Origin of the sequence: Methylococcus sp. ANG, from assembly GCF_040730495.1 — a bacterium.
Taxonomy (GTDB): Bacteria; Pseudomonadota; Gammaproteobacteria; order Methylococcales; family Methylococcaceae; genus Methylococcus.
The window spans coordinates 2497341-2517648 of the sequence record NZ_CP160399.1 but is presented as its reverse complement, the minus strand read 5'-3'; the positions used below and the strand labels follow the sequence as shown (position 1 = coordinate 2517648).

The window sequence follows — 20308 nt, the reverse complement described above, 5'->3', positions numbered from 1 at the left end:
AGAACAACATGGCCCAAGAACAAACCGTCGTCGTCCCCGATATCGGCGATTTCAAGGACGTCGAAATCATCGAGGTACTGGTCAAGCCGGGCGACAAGGTCGCGGCGAACGATTCGCTGATCACCCTGGAGAGCGACAAGGCGGCGATGGAGATTCCCTCGCCCTATGCCGGCACCGTCGCCGAACTGCATGTGAGCATCGGCAGCAAGGTCAGCATGGGTACACCGATTCTGCTGTTGCGGGCCGATGAGGGCGCGGAAGCCTCTGCGGCGGCCGCCGCCCCCGCCGAACCGGTGCCAGCCCCCGTACCGGCGGTGGCCGAGCCTGCTCCCCCGCCGCCGGCCGCACCCGTGCCTTCCTCCACTCCTCCTGCGTCGACGCCGGTCACCGAGGAGGGCTCGGGGCTGGCCCATGCCAGCCCCGCGGTCCGCCGTTTCGCCCGCGAACTCGGCGTCGACGTGGCAAAAGTCCGCGGCACCGGCCCCAAGGGCCGCATCTTGAGAACGGACATCCAGACCTTCGTGAAGGATGCCGTGGCAAAGGCGGAACGGCCCGGCGCCGGCGGTTTCGCCTTACCGGAGATGCCGGAAATCGATTTCGCCCAGTTCGGCCCGATCGAACGCCAGCCGCTGTCGCGGATCCAGAAGCTCTCTGCGGCCAATCTCCACCGGACCTGGATCACGATCCCGCAAGTCACCCAGCACGATGAGGCCGACATCACCGAGCTGGAAGCCTTCCGCAATGCACTCAAAGCCGAATCCGCCAAGCGCGGCGTCAAGCTGACCCCGCTGCCGTTCATCATCAAGGCCGTGGTCGCCGCCCTGAAAGCCTTCCCGCGCTTCAACGCATCGCTTGCGCCCAACGGCGAAGAACTGATCCTGAAGAGCTACTGCCACATCGGGTTCGCGGTGGACACGCCGGACGGCCTGGTGGTGCCGGTGATCCGCGATGCCGACACCAAAGGCATCTGGGACATCGCCGCCGAACTTGCCGCCATCGGCGACAAGGCCCGCGGCAAGAAGCTGCGCACCGCCGACCTGCAGGGCGGCACCTTCACCGTTTCCAGCTTGGGCGGCATCGGCGGCACAGCCTTTACGCCCATCATCAACGCCCCCGAGGTCGCCATCCTGGGCGTCTCCAAGGCGCAGCTGCGGCCGGTGTCCCAAGACGGCCAGTTCGTCCCGCGGCTGATGCTGCCCTTGTCGTTGTCCTACGACCACCGCGTGATCGACGGCGCCGACGGCGTCCGCTTCGTCACCTATGTCAGCGGCCTGCTCGCCGATATGCGGCGCGTCCTGCTCTAACTGAAGAAGGATATTCCCGATGGCTGAACCCAAGACGATTCACGCCGAGGTCCTGGTGCTGGGCGGCGGGCCGGGCGGTTACACCGCCGCTTTCCGCGCGGCGGACCTGGGCAAGCAAGTGGTCCTGGTCGAGCGCTACCCGACCCTGGGCGGCGTCTGTCTCAACGTGGGCTGCATCCCGTCCAAGGCTTTGCTGCACACCGCACAGATCATCCACGAGGCCAAGGAGGCCAGCGAGTTCGGCATCCGCTTCGGCGCCCCGGAAATCGATCTGGACCAGATCCGCGGCTTCAAGGACAAGGTGGTCAAGACCCTGACCGGCGGGCTCGACGCCCTCGCCAAACAGCGCAAGGTGACCGTTGTGCAGGGCACCGGCCGCTTCGCCGGCGACCACAGCATGCAGGTGGAAACGGCCGAAGGCCCGGTCACCGTGAGCTTCGACCACGCCATCATCGCCGCCGGCTCGCGCGCGGTGAAGATTCCGGGCTTCCCCAACGACGATCCGCGTCTGATGGATTCCACCGACGCCCTGGCGCTGCGGGAAGTGCCCAAGCGCCTCCTGATCGTCGGCGGCGGCATCATCGGCCTGGAAATGGCCACGGTTTATCACGCTTTGGGCGCCGCTATCACCGTGGTGGAACTGATGGACCAGTTGATCCCCGGCTGCGATGCCGACCTGGTGCGTCCTCTGCATCAGCACATCAAGAAGCAGTACGAGAACATCTATCTCAAGACCCGCGTCACCCGGATCGAACCCGAAGCGGCCGGTCTCAAGGTGTTCTTCGAAGGCGAAGGCGTGCCCGAGTCCGATGTATTCGATCGGGTGCTGGTCGCGGTGGGGCGCACCCCGAACGGCGGTCTGATCGGTGCGGAAAACGCGGGCGTCCAGGTCGATGCCAAGGGCTTCATCCCCGTCGACGAGCGCCAGCGCACCAACGTCCCGCATATCTACGCCATCGGCGACATCGTCGGCAACCCCATGCTGGCCCACAAGGCCACCCACGAGGCCAAGGTTGCCGCCGAAGTCATCGCCGGTCACCCTTCGGCGTTCCAGGCTCTGACCATTCCGTCGGTGGCCTATACCGATCCGGAAGTCGCCTGGATGGGCGTCACCGAAACCCAGGCCAAAGCCCAGGGCATCGAATACGAAAAAGCTGTGTTCCCCTGGGCCGCGAGCGGGCGCGCCTTGGGCATCGGCCGCAAGGAAGGCGCCACCAAGCTGCTGTGCGACAAGGCCACCAAGCGGGTGATCGGCGCCGGCATCGTCGGCCCCCACGCGGGTGAGCTCATCGCCGAAGCCGTGCTGGCCCTGGAAATGGGCGCCGACGCCGAGGACATCGGCCTCACCGTCCACGCCCACCCGACCTTGTCGGAAACCTTCGCCTTCGCTGCGGAAATGATCGAAGGGACGATCACCGATCTCTATATCCGCAAGCGCTGAGCGAGCGGGCCGCGGTCGAAGAGAAGGCGAATTCCCTATTTTGTCCACAGTTGCATCAAAGTTGGGGATCAAGCTAACGATCATGGCGACCGGCCGCCCTGGATGATGACAAATCGGCAGGAAGGCCGATTGACAGGTCCCGTCCTTGGGACCTGCCCTCCGGGCCATGCTCCGCATGTTCAAATTTGCTCCCTGCAAATTGGTGCACGCCTTGCGCCCGAAGGGTGCGATACAGGGGGTATCGCATGAGCGCGACTGCCCGCCATGATCGTTTCCCTCACCCCGGCCCTCTCCCAAGGGGGGGACAAGCTACTGCGACTTTCACGGTAACGTAAGCGTAGCCACGCGGCGGTTACGAAAGGGCTACGCTAAATCTTTCGGTTTACCCGTTCGCTCCAGTAGCCGGGCTCTCGACGACAATGCATTACCGCGACGATCAGCACGTTATCCGGCTCGATGGAATACAACACCGCGTACGGGAAAACCCGCGTCAGGTAGCGCCTGATTTCGCCATCGAAAACCCGCCAACGCTCCGGCGTCTCGGTAATCTGCTATATCGCATGTTCGACGGCCGCCATAAAGCGGAGCTCCAGGCCTTCCTGGCAACTCGCGTAATACCGCGCTGCGTCCTCGTACTCTGCCAGCGCCTCCGGATGAAACTCCAGCCTCATCGGGCCAAGTTCCGCCGCACTCGCTCTAGCGCTTCGTCGCCCGGAATCGTCTGTACGCGGCCTGCCCGCACATCACCCAGGCGTCGCTGTGCCTCCGCCGTCCAAAGTTGGCGAATGTAGCCGTCCTCGGCAGGGTCCAGGCTTTCGACAAGACGATCCGCCAGCAAGGCCCGCGCTTCGCTTGGCAAAGCAAGCGCCTCCTCAGCGATTTGTTCAACAGTCAAGGTCATTGTTTCGTTTCCTCGTAGTTCAGCTTTTGGAAGGTCTGCCAGTTCCTTCTGGGCACGTTTCAGAATGACGATGGAAAGGTCCGTCAATGGTTCCTTCACTTCATCCGGGCGATGCGTCTTCGCTGGAACCGGTTGTCCCTCCGTCAGTGCAATAGCCTCCTTCAGCCCCTGCGCGATGCTCTCGAAGCCTTGAGGCAAAGTCTTCTTGGATTCGGGTGATGAAGGTACGGCTATTGCCCGAACCTTCGCGGCGGGTTCGGTGGATTACCCCGGAAGAGGCTAGGCGGCTGTTGGAAGAATTGCCGGCGCATCTCTCAGCTATGGCGCGTTTCAGCCTGGAAAGGGGTCTCCGTCGAGCGAATGTAACCGGCCTGCAATGGTCTCAAGTCGACCTCGTGCGGCGTTGCGCATGGATACATCCAGATCAGGCCAAGGCCCGGAAAGCCATCGCGGTTCCCCTGTCGAATGGTGCGGTGGTCGTGATACGGGAGCAGGAAGGAAAGCATCCTACTCACGTCTTCACCTATCAGGGAAAGCCCATCCAGGAGGTGAATACCAAGGCTTGGCGTAATGCGCTCAAGCGTGCCGGGATCGAGGATTTCCGCTGGCACGATCTGCGGCACACCTGGGCATCTTGGCACGTTCAAGCCGGCACGCCTCTGCATGCGCTCCAGGAGTTGGGCGGCTGGGAGACGGTCGATATGGTGCGGCGCTACGCTCATCTATCCAGTGAGCATCTGGCCGGCTACGTCGACAGGGTGTCCGGCCTTCGGGTTGTCGAGGGAGAAAAACCGGCTACGATTCGGCTACGCAAGTAATCGGGGAGCCGCGGAAAATTGCCTTAAGCTATTGAATTTATGGAGCTGGTGACAGGATTCGAACCCGCGACCGGCTGATTACAAAATTCCTGCCCCACAATTAACGGTGTTTTACGAAAGACGATATGGTTTACTTTACAATGACTTAGCGTGATCCCTTATTCCCGTTCGATTGCTCAGAATTGCTCGAAATTGCTATCGCAGGGTGCAAATAGGGTGAAAAGCTGAAGCCATCGGTCAATCAGCCGACGTCAGTGGGTCCATGGAAAGCATCAAATTCACCAAGCGCAGCATCGAGGCGCTGACCTTCTCCGGCGATGCCGTCTACGTCGCCGACACCGAAACCAAGGGGCTCATGGTTCGCGTCGGCAAGACGTCCAAAGTGTTCTACCTCCGGCGCAAGGTCGACGGAAAAACCGAACGCATCAAGGTCGGACCGTTTCCAGATACGACCGTCGAGCAGGCCCGCCGACGTGCCGCGGAGCTGAATGCCGCGATCGCTACCGGCAAGAACCCGGCCGAGCTGAAGCGGGAGTTGCGACGAGAAACGGTCTTCGCGGATTTCTGGAAGGAGTACATGGAGCGATATTCCAGAATCCACAAGCGGCCGGCATCCGTGCATGAGGACGAGAAGATTTACAACAAGCACCTGTGTAGAGGGCACCTCTAAAAATTCCCCCTTGCACCGTCCCTTTGAGAAAATACCGGCATAGCCCTGCCACTGAGACTGCCGCATGAACTTCCACCGCCAGCCCGGCTTGTTTGATCTCGACGAACGTGCCGCCCAACTCACCGCCTTGGGCGATCCTTTGGTCAAGCTCAAGGCGGAAATCGACTTTGAGGATTTTCGGGCCGATCTCAACCGGGTTCGCGAGAAGGAGCGCAAGAGTAATGCCGGGGCCAAACCCTTTGACGTGGTGCTGATGTTCAAGGTACTGATCCTGCAACATCTCTACAACCTCTCCGACGACGGACTGGAATATCAGATCCGCGATCGGCTGAGCTTCATGCGTTTTCTGGGGCTGCGGATGGAACACCGGGTGCCGGATGCCAAGACCGTGTGGGTGTTCCGCGAACGGCTGAAAGCCTTGGGTCTGGTCGAGGTGCTGTTTGGCCGTTTTAACGAGCAACTGGCGCGGCGGGGCTATGTGGCCAAAACCGGACAGATGATCGACGCGACCTTCATCGAAGCGCCGCGCCAGCGCAACAGCCGGGAAGAGAACGCCCGGATCAAGGCTGGAGAGATTCCCGAGGGCTGGGACGATGACGAGAACGCCCCCATGCGGCGGCAAAAGGACACGGAGGCCCGCTGGACCAAGAAGAACCACGAGACCCATTACGGCTACAAGAACCCCATCCACGCCGACGCGGCCACCAAGCTGATCCAGGACTACAGCGTCACGCCCGCCCACGTCCACGACAGCCAGGTTTTCGAAGACCTGCTGGATACGGAAACCACCGACGCCGAAGGCCATAAGCGCCCGGTGTATGCGGACAGCGCCTACCGCTCGGAAAAACACGAAGAACGCTTGGCCGACGAGGGGATGGCCAGCCAAATCCACGAAAAAGGCACGCGCGCCGCCCCGCTGACGGAAGAACAAACCGCGTCGAACCGCAACAAATCCAAGGTACGGGCGCGGGTGGAACACATCTTCGGCGCCCAGGCCGCCATGGATGGCCACCGGGTCCGGACCATCGGCCTGGAGCGAGCGCGGGTGAAGGTGGGCCTGCTGAACCTGGCTTACAACATGAAGCGTCTGGTGCAGTTGACGGCGAACGAAGTCAGAAGGCAGGCCCGCCGGGCGGCAAGCCCGGACGGGATCGGTCTGCCCGCTGTGGCCTGAAACGGGGGAAATACCCCCGCAACAGGCCTTTGCGGACCGGATCAACCCCGAATTTTGCCGTCCTGGGCGCCGGAAACCAGGATTTTTTCCGGTACGAACGAACTGGAGAGCATGGAATTCGGATTTTTAGAGGTTCCCTAAGCCGGCGAAGCCGGAACCAAACAGGTTAAAGTTACCGTGAAAGCCCCTGATGTTTGAGGCGAGCAGGGTCCTTCCGTCGCAACGGAAATCTGGGTGTTACGCAGGCCGAGGCGAGTTACGCCGCTGCGGGAGCGGCCTTGTGCCAGAGGCCGAATTTCTTCAGTGCCTTGATCCAGCGCGGAGCGTTCTTGGCCACACTGGCCGCCTCGTAATCGAACCCCGAATCGCGATATGGCAGGCGGCGGGTCAGGACGAAGAAGATGGTGCGAATCAGCTTGTGCGCCAGCGCGACGATGGCCTTCTTGTGGCCGCGGCGAATGACCAGGCCGTTGTATTCGGAGGCGAAGACGCTCCGGGTTCGCCGGGCGGCGTTGGCCGCTTCGCAGAGCAGGTAACGGACGATGGTGTTGCCCTTGCGCGTCTTGCCACTTTTGCGCTTGCCGGCCGACTCGTTGTTGCCGGGACACAGGGCGGCCCAGGAAGCCAGCCGGTCGGCCGAGCCGAAGCGGGACAGGTCGTCCCCGATCTCGATCAGGATCATGGCGGCGGCGATCTCGTCAATGCCCGGAATCGTTTGCAGCAACTGATGCGCCCAGGCGTAAGGTTCCATTGCGGCCAAGAGATAGGCATCCAGTTTCGCCAATTCGGCCTCGAGATAGCGGACATGGTTGCGCAGGGATTCGAGCAGCAGGCGATGCCGGGCCGAGAGGTCGCCGTCGAGGCTGGCCTCCAGGATTTCGCGCTTGCCCTTGAGACTGCCCAAGCCCAGGGTGGCCAACTCTTCCGGGGACTGGCCGGCAATGAGACCTTCGATCATCCGCTGGGCCGAGACGCCGTTGATGTCCGAGACCACGCCACCGAGCCTGATGCCGGCATCGTCCAGGAGTTTGTGCATCCGGTTCTTCTCGCCGGCCAATACCCCGGCGAGTTTCTTCCGGTAGCGCGAGACCAGGCGCAGTTCGCGCAGGTCCTTGGGGGGAATGAAGCTGCCGCGCACTAGGCCGAAGCGGCCGAGCTGGGCCAGCCATTCCGCATCGGCGATGTCGGTCTTGCGGCCGGGCACGTGCTTGACGTGGTGGGCATTGACCACCCAGGCAGCAATGCCGCCAGCCTCCAGATGCGCGAAGACGCTCTTCCAGTAGATGCCGGTGCTCTCCAGGATCGCCAACTCGACCTTGAAGGCAAGCAGCCAGGCGACCAATTCCTTCATGTCCCGCTTGAAGCCACCGAATTCGCGGGTGTGTTTCGTGATCGTGCCATCCTCGTTCTCGGTGAGCACGGTGACGACGTGCTTCATGCGGTGCACGTCGATGCCGGCAACGCGTTTGTGGAGTGCTTCCATCATCGTTCTCCCGTGGTTACAGTAAACGACGGGAGGCAGGCGGCAACTTCGACCGGAGATGCCTCATGCTAAACGACCACATGGGCCACTTTACCGTGCGTTCTGCCACAACCACTGGCGATACAGTCGGGGGTGCGAGCCGGTCGGAACGGGTCCGGTTAAACAACGGGGTAAGAACCGCCAAACGTTTTGCGACCTCTCGCCGCATGCCTCCCATCCCATATACTGCGCCAACTCGCGCCGGCTTTCATGCTCAGGGGTGAGCGGGACGATCATGACTGGTTATCGTAACGATCGCCGGATTTCGCGGAGGACGACTACGATGACTACCACGCTTGTGACTGATCGTTATCATGACCGATTACACGGTGTGCTGAATTGCTATGACCGCATCGTTATCACCGGCACGGTACCGGGAGCCTGTTATGCTCAAGGCATGACGGCGTTTCTCAACAGCCGACACATCCGGATCTTCGATTACGCCCGATTCGCCGAACCCTTGCGCGAACGCATCCGGACCCGAGCCCAGGAACTCGCCGCCCAACACTGCGCTAGGATCGAGCACATCAATAAAGCCCATATCCGCAAGGAAGACGTGGTGGCTCAGGTGCTGGCTCAACGCGGCGATCACCCCGGCCTGGTCCATGTCATCTCCGCCATGGAGGCCTGTCCTTCCTATGAACCCTGGCACGACAAACAGACCCATCAGACCTTCCTGAGGTCCACCACCGGCAAGTGCCTGCATTATTACTTCTATTTCCTGGATGCCGAACTGGGGCTTTGTTATCTGCGGGTCCCGACCTGGTGCCCGTTCAAACTGCAGTTCTACTGCAACGGCCATTCCTGGCTGGCGCGCCAACTCTCGACCGCTGGGATCGGCTTTGCCATGGCCGACAATGGCTTTATCCGCATCGACGATTTTCCTCGCGCTCAACAATTGGCCGACACCTTCAAACCTGATGATCTCCATCGAATCCTCGATCATTACGCCAACCTGTGCTGCCCGGTTCTCGATGTGTTCGAGCAGCGCTACCATTGGAGTCTGATGCAGGTGGAGTATTCCACCGACCTGGTGTTTCGCTCCCAAGCCACACTCGCGCCCTGGTATGAGCAGTTGGCTCGCCAGGCCGTGCTCGCCGTCAAAGCCGAACAGGTCTCCACCTTCCTCGGCAAAAAACTCTCCCCGCAACTCGCCCAAGAAATCGGCTCCCGGTTATCCACCCGGATCGAAGGAACCTGTATCAAACATCGGATGGGGAGCGTGTCCCTCAAACTCTACGACAAGGCGGGCCGTATCCTGCGACTGGAAACCACCGCCAACGATGTCACCTTCTTCCAGCACCACCGCAAAGTGGAACAGCGCGACGGCACCACCGTCCGCAAGCTCGCCCCGGTCAAGAAAACCATCTATAGCCTGATCGATCTGCGCGACATCCTGCTCGGCTGCAATCGACGCTATCTCGAATTTCTCTCCGCCCTCGACGATCACTCCAGCGGCCAGCGCGATCTGGACCGGTTGACGACCCAAAGGCACACTCCCCAACAGACCTTCAAGGGTTTCAACTTCTTCGACAAAACCGAACAGGCCCTGCTGCGCGCCCTACAACGACCTGAATTCAATATCCACGGTTTGCGCCGCGCCGATCTCCAACCCCATTTGCCGGCGAAATCACCCGCCGCGCTGTCACGGCAAATCCGGCGACTACGCGAGTTCGGATTGATCAAGCGCGTCACCGGCACCTACCGCTATTATCTGACGCGACTTGGACGAGCCGCCATCGCCACCTGCTGTAAACTCACCGAGTTCCTTATCGTCCCAACACTGGCAACCGCCCAAGTTTGATCAGATTCTGTAAAGACTTGGTTGATAAGTGACTAACGGAGTTCTCGATGTCCGCGATGTGCAGCAGGAGATGCTCGATGACTTGGTACGGCGAGCGGCAAGAAGCGGTCTCACCAACATCTCGCCAAAGCAAGGGAACGCTCGGCAGCTCCCATATCCCGATCGAACCTTTGACGCTGCCTACCTGATCGGGGTACTCGGAGAAATCCCGGATGCCGTTATGGCCCTCCGTGAACTTCGGCGGGTGCTAAAGCCCGATGGCCGGCTGGTCATCAGCGAGTTCTTCATCGATCCGGACTTTATCTCGCTTCCGGCTCTCCAGAAGAAGGCCAGAGATGAAGGGTTTGTATTCGAGCGGAGTGCCGGCCCAAGTTTTGCGTACTCTGCTGTGTTCCGGCTTATAGTTGCTTAACCAGGGCATGCAGTGACGGCCTACAGTGTCCGCTGCATTCCCGCTTTCAGCCATGCCTGATGCCGGGGTTATTAATGGCCCCTGTTTATGATTTAGTTCTCGAACAAATTGATGGGTGATAAGCCGTAACCACTGGAGTTATTTGTGACCCGTTGGGTTACATGGTACTCCACTCCTTCGTTTCCTAATTGCCTGAATTCGGAGAGGATACCTAGTCCGGCGGTGCAGGCACGAAAATTCCATTCTTCATGGCAACACACGAAGTGGCAAAGGAAATGATATGGCACATGAATCGAATCGGCATGAACCACGGCAGTCGAGGCTGCGTCATCGCCTCGCCCTGTGGGGGTTTTTGGGGATCGCGCTGTTTTTTCTCTGGACCGAGCACCGGGCACATTTGCTCGGCGTGCTTCCCTACCTCTTGCTGTTGGCCTGCCCGCTGATGCACCTCTTCATGCACGGCGGACATAGGTCTGGTCACGGTACAGGAACTCCCGACGAGAAGGAAAATCATCCGTGAGTCACGAAGCCGCCTACGGCCTGTGGGGATTGGTCATCATCAATTCCCTGGTCTTCATCCTGTTCGCCTTCAGTTTTTTCAAACCCCGTACGTCCCGCGACTGGCGTTCGTTCGGCGCCTTCGCCGCGTTCGTCGTCGCCCTGTTCACGGAGATGTACGGTTTTCCGCTCACCATTTACCTTTTATCCGGTTGGCTGACGCGGCGCTATCCGGGCCTCGATTTGTTTTCCCACGAAACCGGACACCTTTGGCATACCCTGCTCGGTTTCAAGGGAGATCCGCACTTCGACCCGCTGCACATCCTGAGCATGGTATTCATCGCCGGCGGATTCTGGCTGCTTTCGTCCGCCTGGCGAGTGCTGTACGAGGCGCAGCGGGGGCATGCTCTGGCGCTCACCGGACCCTATGCCCGCCTGCGTCATCCCCAATATACGGCCTTCGTTCTGATCATGACGGGGTTCCTGCTCCAGTGGCCGACCCTGCCCACCCTCGTCATGTTCCCCATCCTGGTCGTCATGTACGTGCGCTTGGCGAAACGGGAGGAGCAGGATATCCGGAACGAGTACGGCGATATTTATGAGCAGTATCGGCGAAAAACGCCTGCGTTTATCCCGCGAATGCGGACTCGGGCGCATGGCACTCGCCAAGACACCGGTTGGCGATAAAGGGGAATGTCGAACTCGGCCGTTCCGGCGGCGGGTTTCCCACCGCATGGATTGTCGCGAGGCAACTCCGGGCTCGCTGTTGGAATCTCGAAGATCAAGACATGAATAACGACCGGGAGGATTGAGCGATGATGGAAACGTGGACGTATCTGATCGTGCTGGCTTTACTGGTCGGCGTGGGCATTATGTGTGCCTTGCTAAGGCGCATCTGTTTCGTCGGTGCAAATCCGACCCGGCCAACTTTCGCTCCGGCCGGAAGCACTCGGGGCGGTTCGGGAGGTAACGAACGGGCTGAAGCACTCCGAGAAAAGGTCTCCTTGGGAGACCAGCGGGCCATGCGGGCCGTAACGCGAGTGAACACTGAGCAGGCCTCGAAATGCCGTTGTGGAAGCCGACCCACCATAATGCCGGGGAAGGCCGTTGTCTTTGGGGAAGAGAGCGAAACGGGCACCCAAAGATTCCACCGGGGTAGTGGTGGCAGCACGCATGGGAGAGATCAGATGGGCAACAAGGGAAGTCCCCGCGGGTTTCCGGCGGCACCGGGCAACGGCGATCCCGTGAGGGATAGAGCCGGCCTGCGGGGATGGCGGATGGGCGCGTAGTAGTGCTGAGGCCGGGTAATGCCGGAAGAGCGAAGGCGCCCTGTTTCGAAACGAGATGGGGAAAGTGACAAGAACCAGGGGATTGACGTGAGTCTAGCAACTTCGAGTAGTACGGTTCAGACGTTACAGACCTCATTGCAGGCGAAAGCCAAGGCAGAACCGGCTTTCCGCTTCTACAGCCTGTGGGACAAGGTCTGCCGGACCGATGTGCTGTGGGTGGCTTATCGGCGTTGCCGCGCCAATCGCGGTGCGCCGGGCTACGACGACATCAGTTTCCAACAGATCGAAGACCAAGGTGTGGACGGATGGCTGGAAAGATTGCGGCAGGAGTTGATGGCGGGCGAATACCGACCTCAGCCCCTGCTGCGCGTATGGATACCCAAGGCCCAGGGCGGACAGCGTCCTTTGGGCATACCGACGATCCGGGATCGCGTGGTACAGATGGCGATGCTGCTGGTGATCGGCCCGATCTTCGAAGCGGACCTGTTGCCGCGGCAGTATGGATTTCGGCCAGGCTTAGACGCCAAGATGGCGATCAGGATGACCCACTTCGGCATTGCCCAACGAGGGAAGCGGGAGGTGGTGGATGCGGACTTGTCCGACTATTTCAACACCATTCCGCATGGCGAACTGATGCGCTGCATCAGCCGGCGGATTGCCGATGGCACGGTGCTGTCGGTGATTCGACAATGGCTGAAAGTGCCTGTGGTCGAGCGCTGCGAAGGCAGCGAGAAACGGACCACAGAAGCTAAGGACAAGAACCGAGGCACGCCCCAAGGGGGGATTGTCTCACCCTTGCTGAGTAATCTGTACTTCCGGCGTTTTCTCCTGGCCTGGCAGAAGTTGGGCTTCGGCCAAAGGCTCCGGGCGGAAGTGGTGAATTACGCTGATGACCTGGTGATCCTCTGCCCGAACGGGCGGGGGGAAGCGGCCATGGAGGCCATGCGCCAGATCATGTCCCGGCTGGGACTCACGATCAACGAGAAGAAGACTCGGCTGGTCAAGCTACCGGGTGAGCACTTCGACTTTCTCGGTTACACATTCGGCGAGTTCCATGGCAAGGATGGGCGCCCTTACTGGGGAACCCGTCCGTCCAAGAAAGCGATCAAACGGCTAAAACAGGGTATCCACGACGCCACGTCGTCACGGTGGAACGCCACCACGGTCGAAAGCCGGGTTGCCGAAATCAACCCCATGCTGCGCGGCTGGGCGAACTACTTCAATCAAGGACCGGTCACGAAAATCTATCGAGACCTGCAAGGCTACACGGACCGACGACTGCGAATCTGGTTGATGCGCCGGAGCGGAAAAAAGGGAACGGGGTATCGCCAGTATCCCGACGAGTATCTCTACGAAACCTTGAGGCTCTACCAACTGCCGCTAAAGCGTACTGACCTGCTGAATGCGAAGGCCTGAGGGTCGAAAGAAAGCCGGATGCGGGAAAGCCGCACGTCCGGTTTGACGAGCGGGATGTGGAAACGGGGTGATGGCCAGGCTAATGAGGCACCGCCAGACGAAAGGGGCGGCAACAGATAGGCCGAGCCTTAGACCACCGCGCCACATCTCGACTCTACCCTCATGCGCGTGTTCCGCGGCTCGCTGAGGATGCGCGCGAGGCAGACGGGCCCGTTTGTCGATCCGGTCTGCGGAATGGCAGTCGAGTCGGGCAAGGGCTACGTTAAACGACACCAGGGCCGCGAATTTCACCTGTGCTCGGAAATCCGTCTGGCCAAATTCGAAGCGAACCCCGAACGGTTTTTCCCTGATCAGGCTGAGTCATGAGCTTCGTCATGCTTGGACTGAAGACCAACGCGAAGTCGCGTCTTTGAAACGAATCAGGAAGGACGGATCGACGTGAAAATCCACTGCGCTCGGGCCATGAGGGTCACGGTATGCCTCGGCTTGCTACTCTGGAATTCCGCGGGGGGCGAGGAACTCGCGAGAAGCACGAAGCCTCCTCCGCAAAGGGCACTCACCCTCGCGGCGGCAATCGACTTGGCAGTACGGGACAACCCGGGGCTCGCCGACATGCGGGCGCGCGCCGAGGCGCTGGCGGCCGTGCCTTCCCAGGAAGGCACGCTGCCCGATCCCCTGCTCAGCTTCAACGCCTTGAATCTCCCGACCGATACTTTCCGGCTCAACCAGGAGCCGATGACCCAACTGCAGGTCGGCATCCGTCAGGCGATTCCCTTTCCCGGCAAGCTCGCCCTGCGCGAGGAGGCGGCGGGCCACGAGGCGGAGGCGGCCACGGACAGCGTCGCCGAGACCCGCCTGCGGCTCATTCGGGACGTCAAGGCCAGTTGGTGGCAGCTCTATTATCTCGATCGGGCGCTGCAGATCGTGCGCAGCAATCAGGACTTGCTGCGCCAGTTTATCGACATCGCCACGACCAAGTACAAGGTCGGCCAGGGCCTGCAACAGGACGTGCTCTTGGCCCAGGTGGAACTGTCCCGGTTGCTGGACCTGGAAGTGCAACTGGTGGGCGCGCGGCGTAACGAGGCGGCGCGCCTCAATGCCCTGCTCAACCGCGCCGCGGACAGCGACGTGCCACTGCCGGGAGATGTGGATAGAGGACTGCCGGACGTATTCCCCGAGGCGAAACTGTACCCCGTGGCCGAAGCGGTGCGGCCGCTCCTCGCCGAACAGCGGAGCCGGATCGACGCCGCGCGTTCCCGCGTGGCGCTGGCGGAGAAGGACTATTATCCCAATTTCGAATTGGGGGCCGCCTACGGCTTTCGCAGCGGCAAGAACACGGATGGCAGCCAGCGAGCCGACTTCGCCACCTTCGGGCTCTCATTGAACCTGCCCGTCTATGCCGGCACCAAGCAGTCCAAGGCCGTGGACCAGCGCCATTCGGAATTACTGGGCCGGACCTTCGCCCTGCAGGACACCTGGGCGCAGGTGCGCAAGGAGATCACGGCGGCGCGCGCCGACTACGAGCAGACCCGGCAGCAGGCCATCTTGTTCGACACCGGCATCATTCCCCAAGCCAGCCAAACCGTTGCGTCCATGCTTGCCGGCTATCAGGTCAACAAGGTGGATTTTCTGAATCTCGTGCAGGCTCAGATCACCCTTTACAACTACGAGATCCAGTACTGGAAGGTCGTTTCCGCCGCCAACCAGGCATTGGCGAGGCTGGCCGCCGCGGTGGGCGAGGAGGCGATCCATGAATAAGGGTATCTGGGTCGTGGGCATACTCGCCCTGCTGGTCGGTGCAGGCGGCGGCTACTGGTACGCCCAGCCAGGGGGAGAGCGCAGATGCCCTCGCTGCGTATTCCGGCCCAACGTGACCGCCGATTCCGTTTGATCGTGACCGCCCATGCCGGGTGAACGTGACCGGCGATTCCGTTTGATCGTGACCGATTTTGGCCTTCCGGCCGGAATCGGTGGTCACGATGCCGGAAATCGCGGTCACGTTCCCGGAATCACCTCAGCCGCGCTGGAATTTCTCAACCCCAACAGGCATAGAGCCGCCCTTTTACTTTCGAAGGGGGCGACATGCCGGCAAAGAGGAGTTCCATGCGACACATCACCGAGATTCTGCGCCTCAAGCACGAGGCGAAGCTCAGCCACGAGAAGATCGCCCGGGCGCTGGGCGTCTCCAAGGGCGTGGTCAGCAAGTACGTGAGCCTCGCCCAGGCGAAGGGCGTTGCTTGGCCGCTGCCCGGGGCGATGGACGAGGCGGCCCTGGAGCGGTTGCTGTTCCCCGCCCCCACGGCCCCGGCGCGCTTCGTGGAGCCGGACCTGCCGCGCCTTCACCACGAGCTCAAGCGCAAGGGGGTGACCCTGCAGCTGCTGTGGGCCGAGTACGTGGCGACCCACGGCGAGGCCGCTTACCGTTACAGCCAGTTCTGCCACCGTTACCGGCTCTGGCAGGGCCAGCAGCGGCGCAGCATGCGCCAGGTTCACCACGCCGGCGAGAAGCTCTTTCTCGACTACTGCGGCCCCACCGTTCCGGTGATCGACCCCGCCACCGGCGAGCTGCGCCAGGCGCAGGTGTTCGTCGCCGTGCTCGGCGCCTCCAGCTACACCTACGCCGAGGCCACCTGGACCCAGGCGCTGCCGGACTGGATCGCCTCCCATCAGCGCGCCCTGCGCTACTTCGGCGGCACCCCCGCGCTGTGGGTGCCGGACAACCTGCGCGCGGCGGTGAGCCAGCCCTGCCGCTACGCCCCCGAGCCCAACGCCACCTACGCCGAGCTGGCCCGCCACTACGGCGCCGCCATCCTGCCGGCGCGCCCTTACCAGCCGAAGGACAAGGCCAAGGTGGAGGTGGCCGTGCAAGTCGTGGAACGGTGGATTCTGGCCCGGCTGCGCCATCGCACCTTCCACTCCCTGGCGGCCCTCAACCAGGCCATACACGAGCTGCTGGAGTCACTCAACGGCCGCCCCTTCCAGCGCCAGCCCGACAGCCGCCGCGACCTGTTCGAGTCCCTCGACCGGCCGGCCCTCAAACCCCTGCCGCTGGTGCCTTACGAGTACGCCGAGTGGAAACAGGTCAAGCCCGGCATCGACTACCACGTCGAGTTCGGCGGTCGCCTCTACAGCGTGCCCCATGCGCTGGTCGGCCAGGTGCTGGAGCTGCGCGCCACCGCCACCAGCATCGAGGTGCTGCACCGGGGACACCGCGTCGCCGCGCACCCGCGCCAGGGCGCCGGCCGCTTCTCCACCCTCCCCGAGCACATGCCCAAGTCCCACCGCGAGCACCGCCAGTGGTCACCGGGGCGCTTCATGAACTGGGCCAAAGACATCGGCGTAGCGACGCTGCACGTGGTCGAACACCAGCTCAACAACCGGCCCCATCCCGAGCACGGCTACCGCGCCTGCCTGGGCCTGCTCAATCTCGCTCGGCGCTACAGCCGAGCGCGGCTGGAGGCGGCCTGTGCGCGGGCCTTGGCCATCCAATCACCGTCCTATCGCTCCGTCAGCTCCATCCTCGACAAGGGGCTCGACCGCCAGCCGCATGAGGCCCATGACGAGACCGCCGCGGCGCTGCCGGCCCACGGCAACGTGCGCGGTCCCGACTACTACAACTGAAACCCGTTACAACAGGAGACAAAACCATGCTCACCCAGCAAACCCTGGACAAGCTCCACACCCTGCGCCTCACCGGCATGCGCGAGGCCTTCGAACAACAGCTCGAACAGCCCGCCACCCACGATCTCTCCTTCGACGAGCGCTTCGCGCTGCTCGTCGACCGGGAGCTGCTCTACCGCGACAACCGCCGCCTCAGCCGTTTGCTCAAGGACGCCAAGCTGCGCCTTGCCGCCTGCATCGAGGATATCGACTATCGCCACCCCCGCGGCCTGCATCGTCCCCCAATGGCCGCGCTCGCCGAAGGCTCTTGGCTGCGCGCCCATCACAATCTCTGCCTCACCGGCCCCACCGGCACCGGCAAGACCTATCTCGCCTGCGCCCTCGGCAATCAGGCCTGCCGCCAGGGACTAGCCGTCCGTTACCTGCGCCTGCCTCGGCTGCTCGAACAGCTCGCCGTCGCCCGCGGCGACGGCTCCTATTCCCGGCTCATGAACCAGCTCGCCCGCACCGACCTGCTCATCCTCGACGACTGGGGCATCCAGCCGCTCACCGCCTCTCAGCGCAACGACCTCATGGAGTTGATCGAAGACCGCCACGGCCTGCGCTCCACCCTCATCGCCAGCCAGCTGCCGGTCGAGCACTGGCACGACTACCTCGGCGAGCCCACCCTCGCCGATGCCATCCTCGACCGCCTCCTGCACAACGCCCACCGGCTACCCCTGACCGGCGAGTCGATGCGCAAAACCACCGCCGGCTTGACCCAACGTGACCGGTCCAAGTAAAAAACCAACCTCCAGCGCGGCATGAGATCCCCGGCGGTCACGATCACCGGAATCAACGGTCACGTTCGCCGGAATGCGCAGGGTTCCCACCACCAGGCCCTTTTGGCAGTTTTGGCAGTGGGCAGAGTGCGCGATTTCAAAAATCAGCATGCCCACGCCTGGCGTCCGCTCGCCAATGGCGGATGGACAAGTCGCCCATCACCCGCACGTGGAGAATGTCGCCCCGTCGCCCGTGTCGCCCGGCACCCGGGGTGCGATTTCAAATCCAACCCCTCGCCCATCTGAGAATGTCGCCCAGCCATCGAGCTTTACCCCACCGGGGGAGAACCGGTCCAGCGGCCGCCATCGTCCAGATTGCAGAAGGTGCTCATCACCCCCAGAAGATGCCCACGTTTTTTGTTGGGCGCCTTCTGCATTTTTTGAGCACCTTCTGGGATGACCGAGCGGACGGCGTACCACCAGGATGCCCGGCTACGTCGGCAATGAGCATCGGATCCTCGACGTCACCATGGCGCACCGGATGGCGGATGAGGAGTTCGGGAGCGCTTTTCACCCCAGCTTTTCACCCTGGACGATGGATTTTCACCCTTGGGAGAGATGGCAATTTCTGCCGGAGGGTGCAAATAGGGTGAAAACGATTTCGAGATTTCCGCCGTCTTTCAGTAAGGCTTTGATTTTATGGAGCTGGTGACAGGATTCGAACCCGCGACCGGCTGATTACAAAATAGAAATCACGGGTTTTACGTACTTTTACCGACACGCACTAACCTTTACGATTCAATCGGATACGCCTACACTACCCACACCAAGACATACCGACATTTACCCAAAATGTAGCCCCGGTGTAGCCCCGGCGTAGCCCCGAGAGAAACGACATGGCGAATCCATTCACGAAACGCGGCATCGAAAGCCTGCCTTCTGCCCCGGCGGGAACCCGTACCACGATCCACGACCCGGCAACCCCTGGCTTGCAGCTCAGAGTGACCGATACCGGTGCGAAGTCGTTTTGCCTGATGCGGCGCATTGGCGGCAAGGTGGAGCGTGTCACGCTGGGCAGGTTCCCGGCAATGACCATCGAGCAGGCCCGCAAGATGGCGGCCGAGGTCAACGGGGCCGTAGCCAAAGGCCACAACCCGGCGGAAGTGAAGCGGGCGATCCGGCAAGAGCCGACATTCAGCGAAGCCCTGGAACACCTGATCCGGAACAAGCGGAACCGGGCCGGCCTGACATTGAGCCCGAAAACGATCCTGGACTATCGCAAGGTGGCGGGGCTGTATCTGCCCGGCATCCTGGGCGAGCGGCTTTCCAGTGTGACGGCTGAGCGCTTGCGGCGGATACACAAGGGCATCGAGTCCAAGGCCCAAGCCAACAACGTGAAGCGCATCGTGTCGAGCGTGTTCAACTACGCGGCCGAAGTCGGCATGACCGATGCGCCGAACCCGGCCGCCCGCATCAAGGAATACCTGATTCAGAGCCGCGAGCGGTTCATTCAGCCCGACGAGCTGCCGCGATTCTTCCAGGCCGTGGCCGAGTCGCCCTTGGGTGACTTCTTCCTTCTTGCGATCCTGACCGGGGCGCGGCGTTCGAATCTTCAGGCCATGCGCTGGCAGGACGTGAACCTTGAGCGGGCTGTTTGGACGATCCCCAAGACCAAGAACGGCCTACCGCAGACCATCCCCCTCCCGCCGGAAGCCGTGGCGATCCTGGAGCGACGGAAGGCCGAGGCGGTTCACAGGGAGACGTTCGTATTTCCAGGGCCGGGCAAAACCGGGCACCTGGTGGAGCCTAAGAGGGCATGGGATGCCATGCTCAAGGCGGCCGGCATCGAGAATCTACGCATTCACGATCTGCGCCGAACCCTGGGAAGCTGGCAGGCCCGCCAAGGGGCAAGCCTTGCCATCATCGGCAAGAGCCTGGGGCACAAGACCCACCAGGCCACGGCGATCTATGCCAGGCTGGACCTTGACCCTGTGCGCCAGTCCGTGGAATCCGCCACGGCGGCGATGTTCGAGGCCGGCGGGATCAAGGAGCCGGCGCAAATCATCCCGATTCGGCAGAAGGCGAGAGCATGAACTATCAGGACCGCATCACCATCGAGCCCGGCAAGCGGGGCGGAAAGCCTTGCATCCGGGGGTTACGGATCACCGTCTACGACGTGCTGGAGAATCTGGCGTCCGGCATGACGCAAGAGGAAATCCTTGACGACTTCCCGGAGCTGGAGCGTGATGACTTGCTGGCCTGCCTGAGCTTCGCGGCGGATCGGGAGCGCCATATCGAATCCCTCAAGGCCCTATGAAGCTGCTGCTGGATGAGAACCTTTCCCGGCGGCTCGTTCCCTTTCTCATCAACGATTACCCCGGCACCGAGCAAGTGGCGCTGCTGGGTATGGAGCGCGCCACGGACCGGGAAATCTGGGAATACGCCCGCGATCACGGCTACGTCATCGTCACTCGGGATTCCGACTACTACGAGCTGAGCACGCTTTACGGGCAACCGCCTAAGGTGATCTGGCTGCGCGCCGGTAACCAGACGAAAGCGGCGACCCTTGCGGCGCTGTTGAATCACCGGGCAGCCATCGAACAAGCCTTGCAGGCGGACGGGAAAGCCTGCATCGAGATTTACTGACAGTCTCCAAGGATCGGATAACATCGAGTTC

At 61.9% G+C, this 20308-nt stretch carries 20 protein-coding genes; 18 read left to right on the top strand and 2 right to left on the bottom strand.

The features are described 5' to 3' along the window. Positions 1-8 precede the first annotated feature (8 nt). Positions 9-1304, top strand: coding sequence for a dihydrolipoyllysine-residue acetyltransferase (gene aceF, locus ABZN20_RS12265; RefSeq protein WP_367025441.1), 1296 nt, complete (start codon positions 9-11; stop codon positions 1302-1304). A 19-nt stretch (positions 1305-1323) separates the two neighbouring features. Then, entirely contained in the window at positions 1324-2745 is a 1422-nt protein-coding gene (gene lpdA / locus ABZN20_RS12260; RefSeq protein ID WP_367025440.1) for a dihydrolipoyl dehydrogenase, read from the top strand. A 667-nt stretch (positions 2746-3412) separates the two neighbouring features. Here the strand turns inward: lpdA and ABZN20_RS12255 are convergent. Then, entirely contained in the window at positions 3413-3844 is a 432-nt protein-coding gene (locus ABZN20_RS12255; protein WP_367025439.1) for an addiction module protein, read from the bottom strand. A gap of 20 nt (positions 3845-3864) precedes the next feature. Between ABZN20_RS12255 and ABZN20_RS12250 the strand changes: the two genes are divergently transcribed. From ABZN20_RS12250 to ABZN20_RS12240, 3 genes are all read left to right on the top strand, one after another. Further along, on the top strand, positions 3865-4464 hold the full coding sequence (locus ABZN20_RS12250) for a site-specific integrase (RefSeq protein ID WP_367025438.1): 600 nt from the start codon (positions 3865-3867) through the stop codon (positions 4462-4464). 262 nt (positions 4465-4726) lie between these two features. After that, positions 4727-5134: an Arm DNA-binding domain-containing protein gene (locus ABZN20_RS12245; protein WP_367025437.1), complete on the top strand. Its 408-nt coding sequence runs from the start codon at positions 4727-4729 to the stop codon at positions 5132-5134. 64 nt (positions 5135-5198) lie between these two features. Continuing rightward, on the top strand, positions 5199-6308 hold the full coding sequence (locus ABZN20_RS12240; protein ID WP_367025436.1) for an IS5 family transposase: 1110 nt from the start codon (positions 5199-5201) through the stop codon (positions 6306-6308). A gap of 256 nt (positions 6309-6564) precedes the next feature. On the opposite strand, the gene ABZN20_RS12235 is transcribed toward ABZN20_RS12240, so the two are convergent. Further along, positions 6565-7794, bottom strand: a complete 1230-nt coding sequence (locus tag ABZN20_RS12235; protein ID WP_367025435.1) for an IS110 family transposase — start codon at positions 7792-7794, stop codon at positions 6565-6567. 271 nt (positions 7795-8065) lie between these two features. On the opposite strand from ABZN20_RS12235, the gene ABZN20_RS12230 reads away from it, so the two are divergent. From ABZN20_RS12230 to ABZN20_RS12170, 13 genes are all read left to right on the top strand, one after another. Next, the gene (locus ABZN20_RS12230; RefSeq protein ID WP_367025434.1) at positions 8066-9634 is read left to right on the top strand and encodes a MarR family transcriptional regulator; all 1569 of its coding nucleotides are present in this window, start codon (positions 8066-8068) and stop codon (positions 9632-9634) included. Positions 9635-9662: 28 nt separating this feature from the next. Next, positions 9663-10046, top strand: a complete 384-nt coding sequence (locus ABZN20_RS12225; protein ID WP_367025433.1) for a class I SAM-dependent methyltransferase — start codon at positions 9663-9665, stop codon at positions 10044-10046. Between the two features lie 280 nt (positions 10047-10326). Next, positions 10327-10566 carry a DUF2933 domain-containing protein gene (locus ABZN20_RS12220; protein ID WP_423246405.1) on the top strand — a complete coding sequence of 80 codons (240 nt, stop codon included), beginning with the start codon at positions 10327-10329 and terminating at the stop codon, positions 10564-10566. Further along, the gene (locus ABZN20_RS12215) at positions 10563-11231 is read left to right on the top strand and encodes a methyltransferase family protein (RefSeq protein ID WP_367025432.1); all 669 of its coding nucleotides are present in this window, start codon (positions 10563-10565) and stop codon (positions 11229-11231) included. Before ABZN20_RS12220 ends, ABZN20_RS12215 begins: the two co-directional genes overlap by 4 nt. Before the next feature lie 689 nt (positions 11232-11920). Beyond that, on the top strand, positions 11921-13249 hold the full coding sequence (ltrA, locus tag ABZN20_RS12210) for a group II intron reverse transcriptase/maturase (RefSeq protein ID WP_367025431.1): 1329 nt from the start codon (positions 11921-11923) through the stop codon (positions 13247-13249). A gap of 162 nt (positions 13250-13411) precedes the next feature. Next, positions 13412-13615: a YHS domain-containing protein gene (locus ABZN20_RS12205; RefSeq protein WP_367025430.1), complete on the top strand. Its 204-nt coding sequence runs from the start codon at positions 13412-13414 to the stop codon at positions 13613-13615. Between the two features lie 120 nt (positions 13616-13735). Continuing rightward, positions 13736-15007: a TolC family protein gene (locus ABZN20_RS12200; RefSeq protein ID WP_423246445.1), complete on the top strand. Its 1272-nt coding sequence runs from the start codon at positions 13736-13738 to the stop codon at positions 15005-15007. Next, positions 15000-15140 carry a hypothetical protein gene (locus tag ABZN20_RS12195; protein ID WP_367025428.1) on the top strand — a complete coding sequence of 47 codons (141 nt, stop codon included), beginning with the start codon at positions 15000-15002 and terminating at the stop codon, positions 15138-15140. Before ABZN20_RS12200 ends, ABZN20_RS12195 begins: the two co-directional genes overlap by 8 nt. 191 nt (positions 15141-15331) lie before the next feature. Then, positions 15332-16870 carry an IS21 family transposase gene (istA, locus tag ABZN20_RS12190; RefSeq protein WP_367025277.1) on the top strand — a complete coding sequence of 513 codons (1539 nt, stop codon included), beginning with the start codon at positions 15332-15334 and terminating at the stop codon, positions 16868-16870. Between the two features lie 26 nt (positions 16871-16896). Then, positions 16897-17652 (top strand): IS21-like element helper ATPase IstB, encoded by a 756-nt coding sequence (gene istB, locus ABZN20_RS12185; protein WP_367025276.1) that lies wholly within the window; start codon positions 16897-16899, stop codon positions 17650-17652. Positions 17653-18527: 875 nt separating this feature from the next. Then, positions 18528-19724: a tyrosine-type recombinase/integrase gene (locus tag ABZN20_RS12180; RefSeq protein ID WP_367025427.1), complete on the top strand. Its 1197-nt coding sequence runs from the start codon at positions 18528-18530 to the stop codon at positions 19722-19724. Beyond that, positions 19721-19948, top strand: coding sequence for a DUF433 domain-containing protein (locus tag ABZN20_RS12175; protein WP_367025426.1), 228 nt, complete (start codon positions 19721-19723; stop codon positions 19946-19948). Before ABZN20_RS12180 ends, ABZN20_RS12175 begins: the two co-directional genes overlap by 4 nt. Then, a complete protein-coding gene (locus ABZN20_RS12170; protein WP_367025425.1) occupies positions 19945-20277 on the top strand; it encodes a DUF5615 family PIN-like protein in 333 nt (110 codons plus the stop codon). Before ABZN20_RS12175 ends, ABZN20_RS12170 begins: the two co-directional genes overlap by 4 nt. Positions 20278-20308 lie beyond the last annotated feature (31 nt).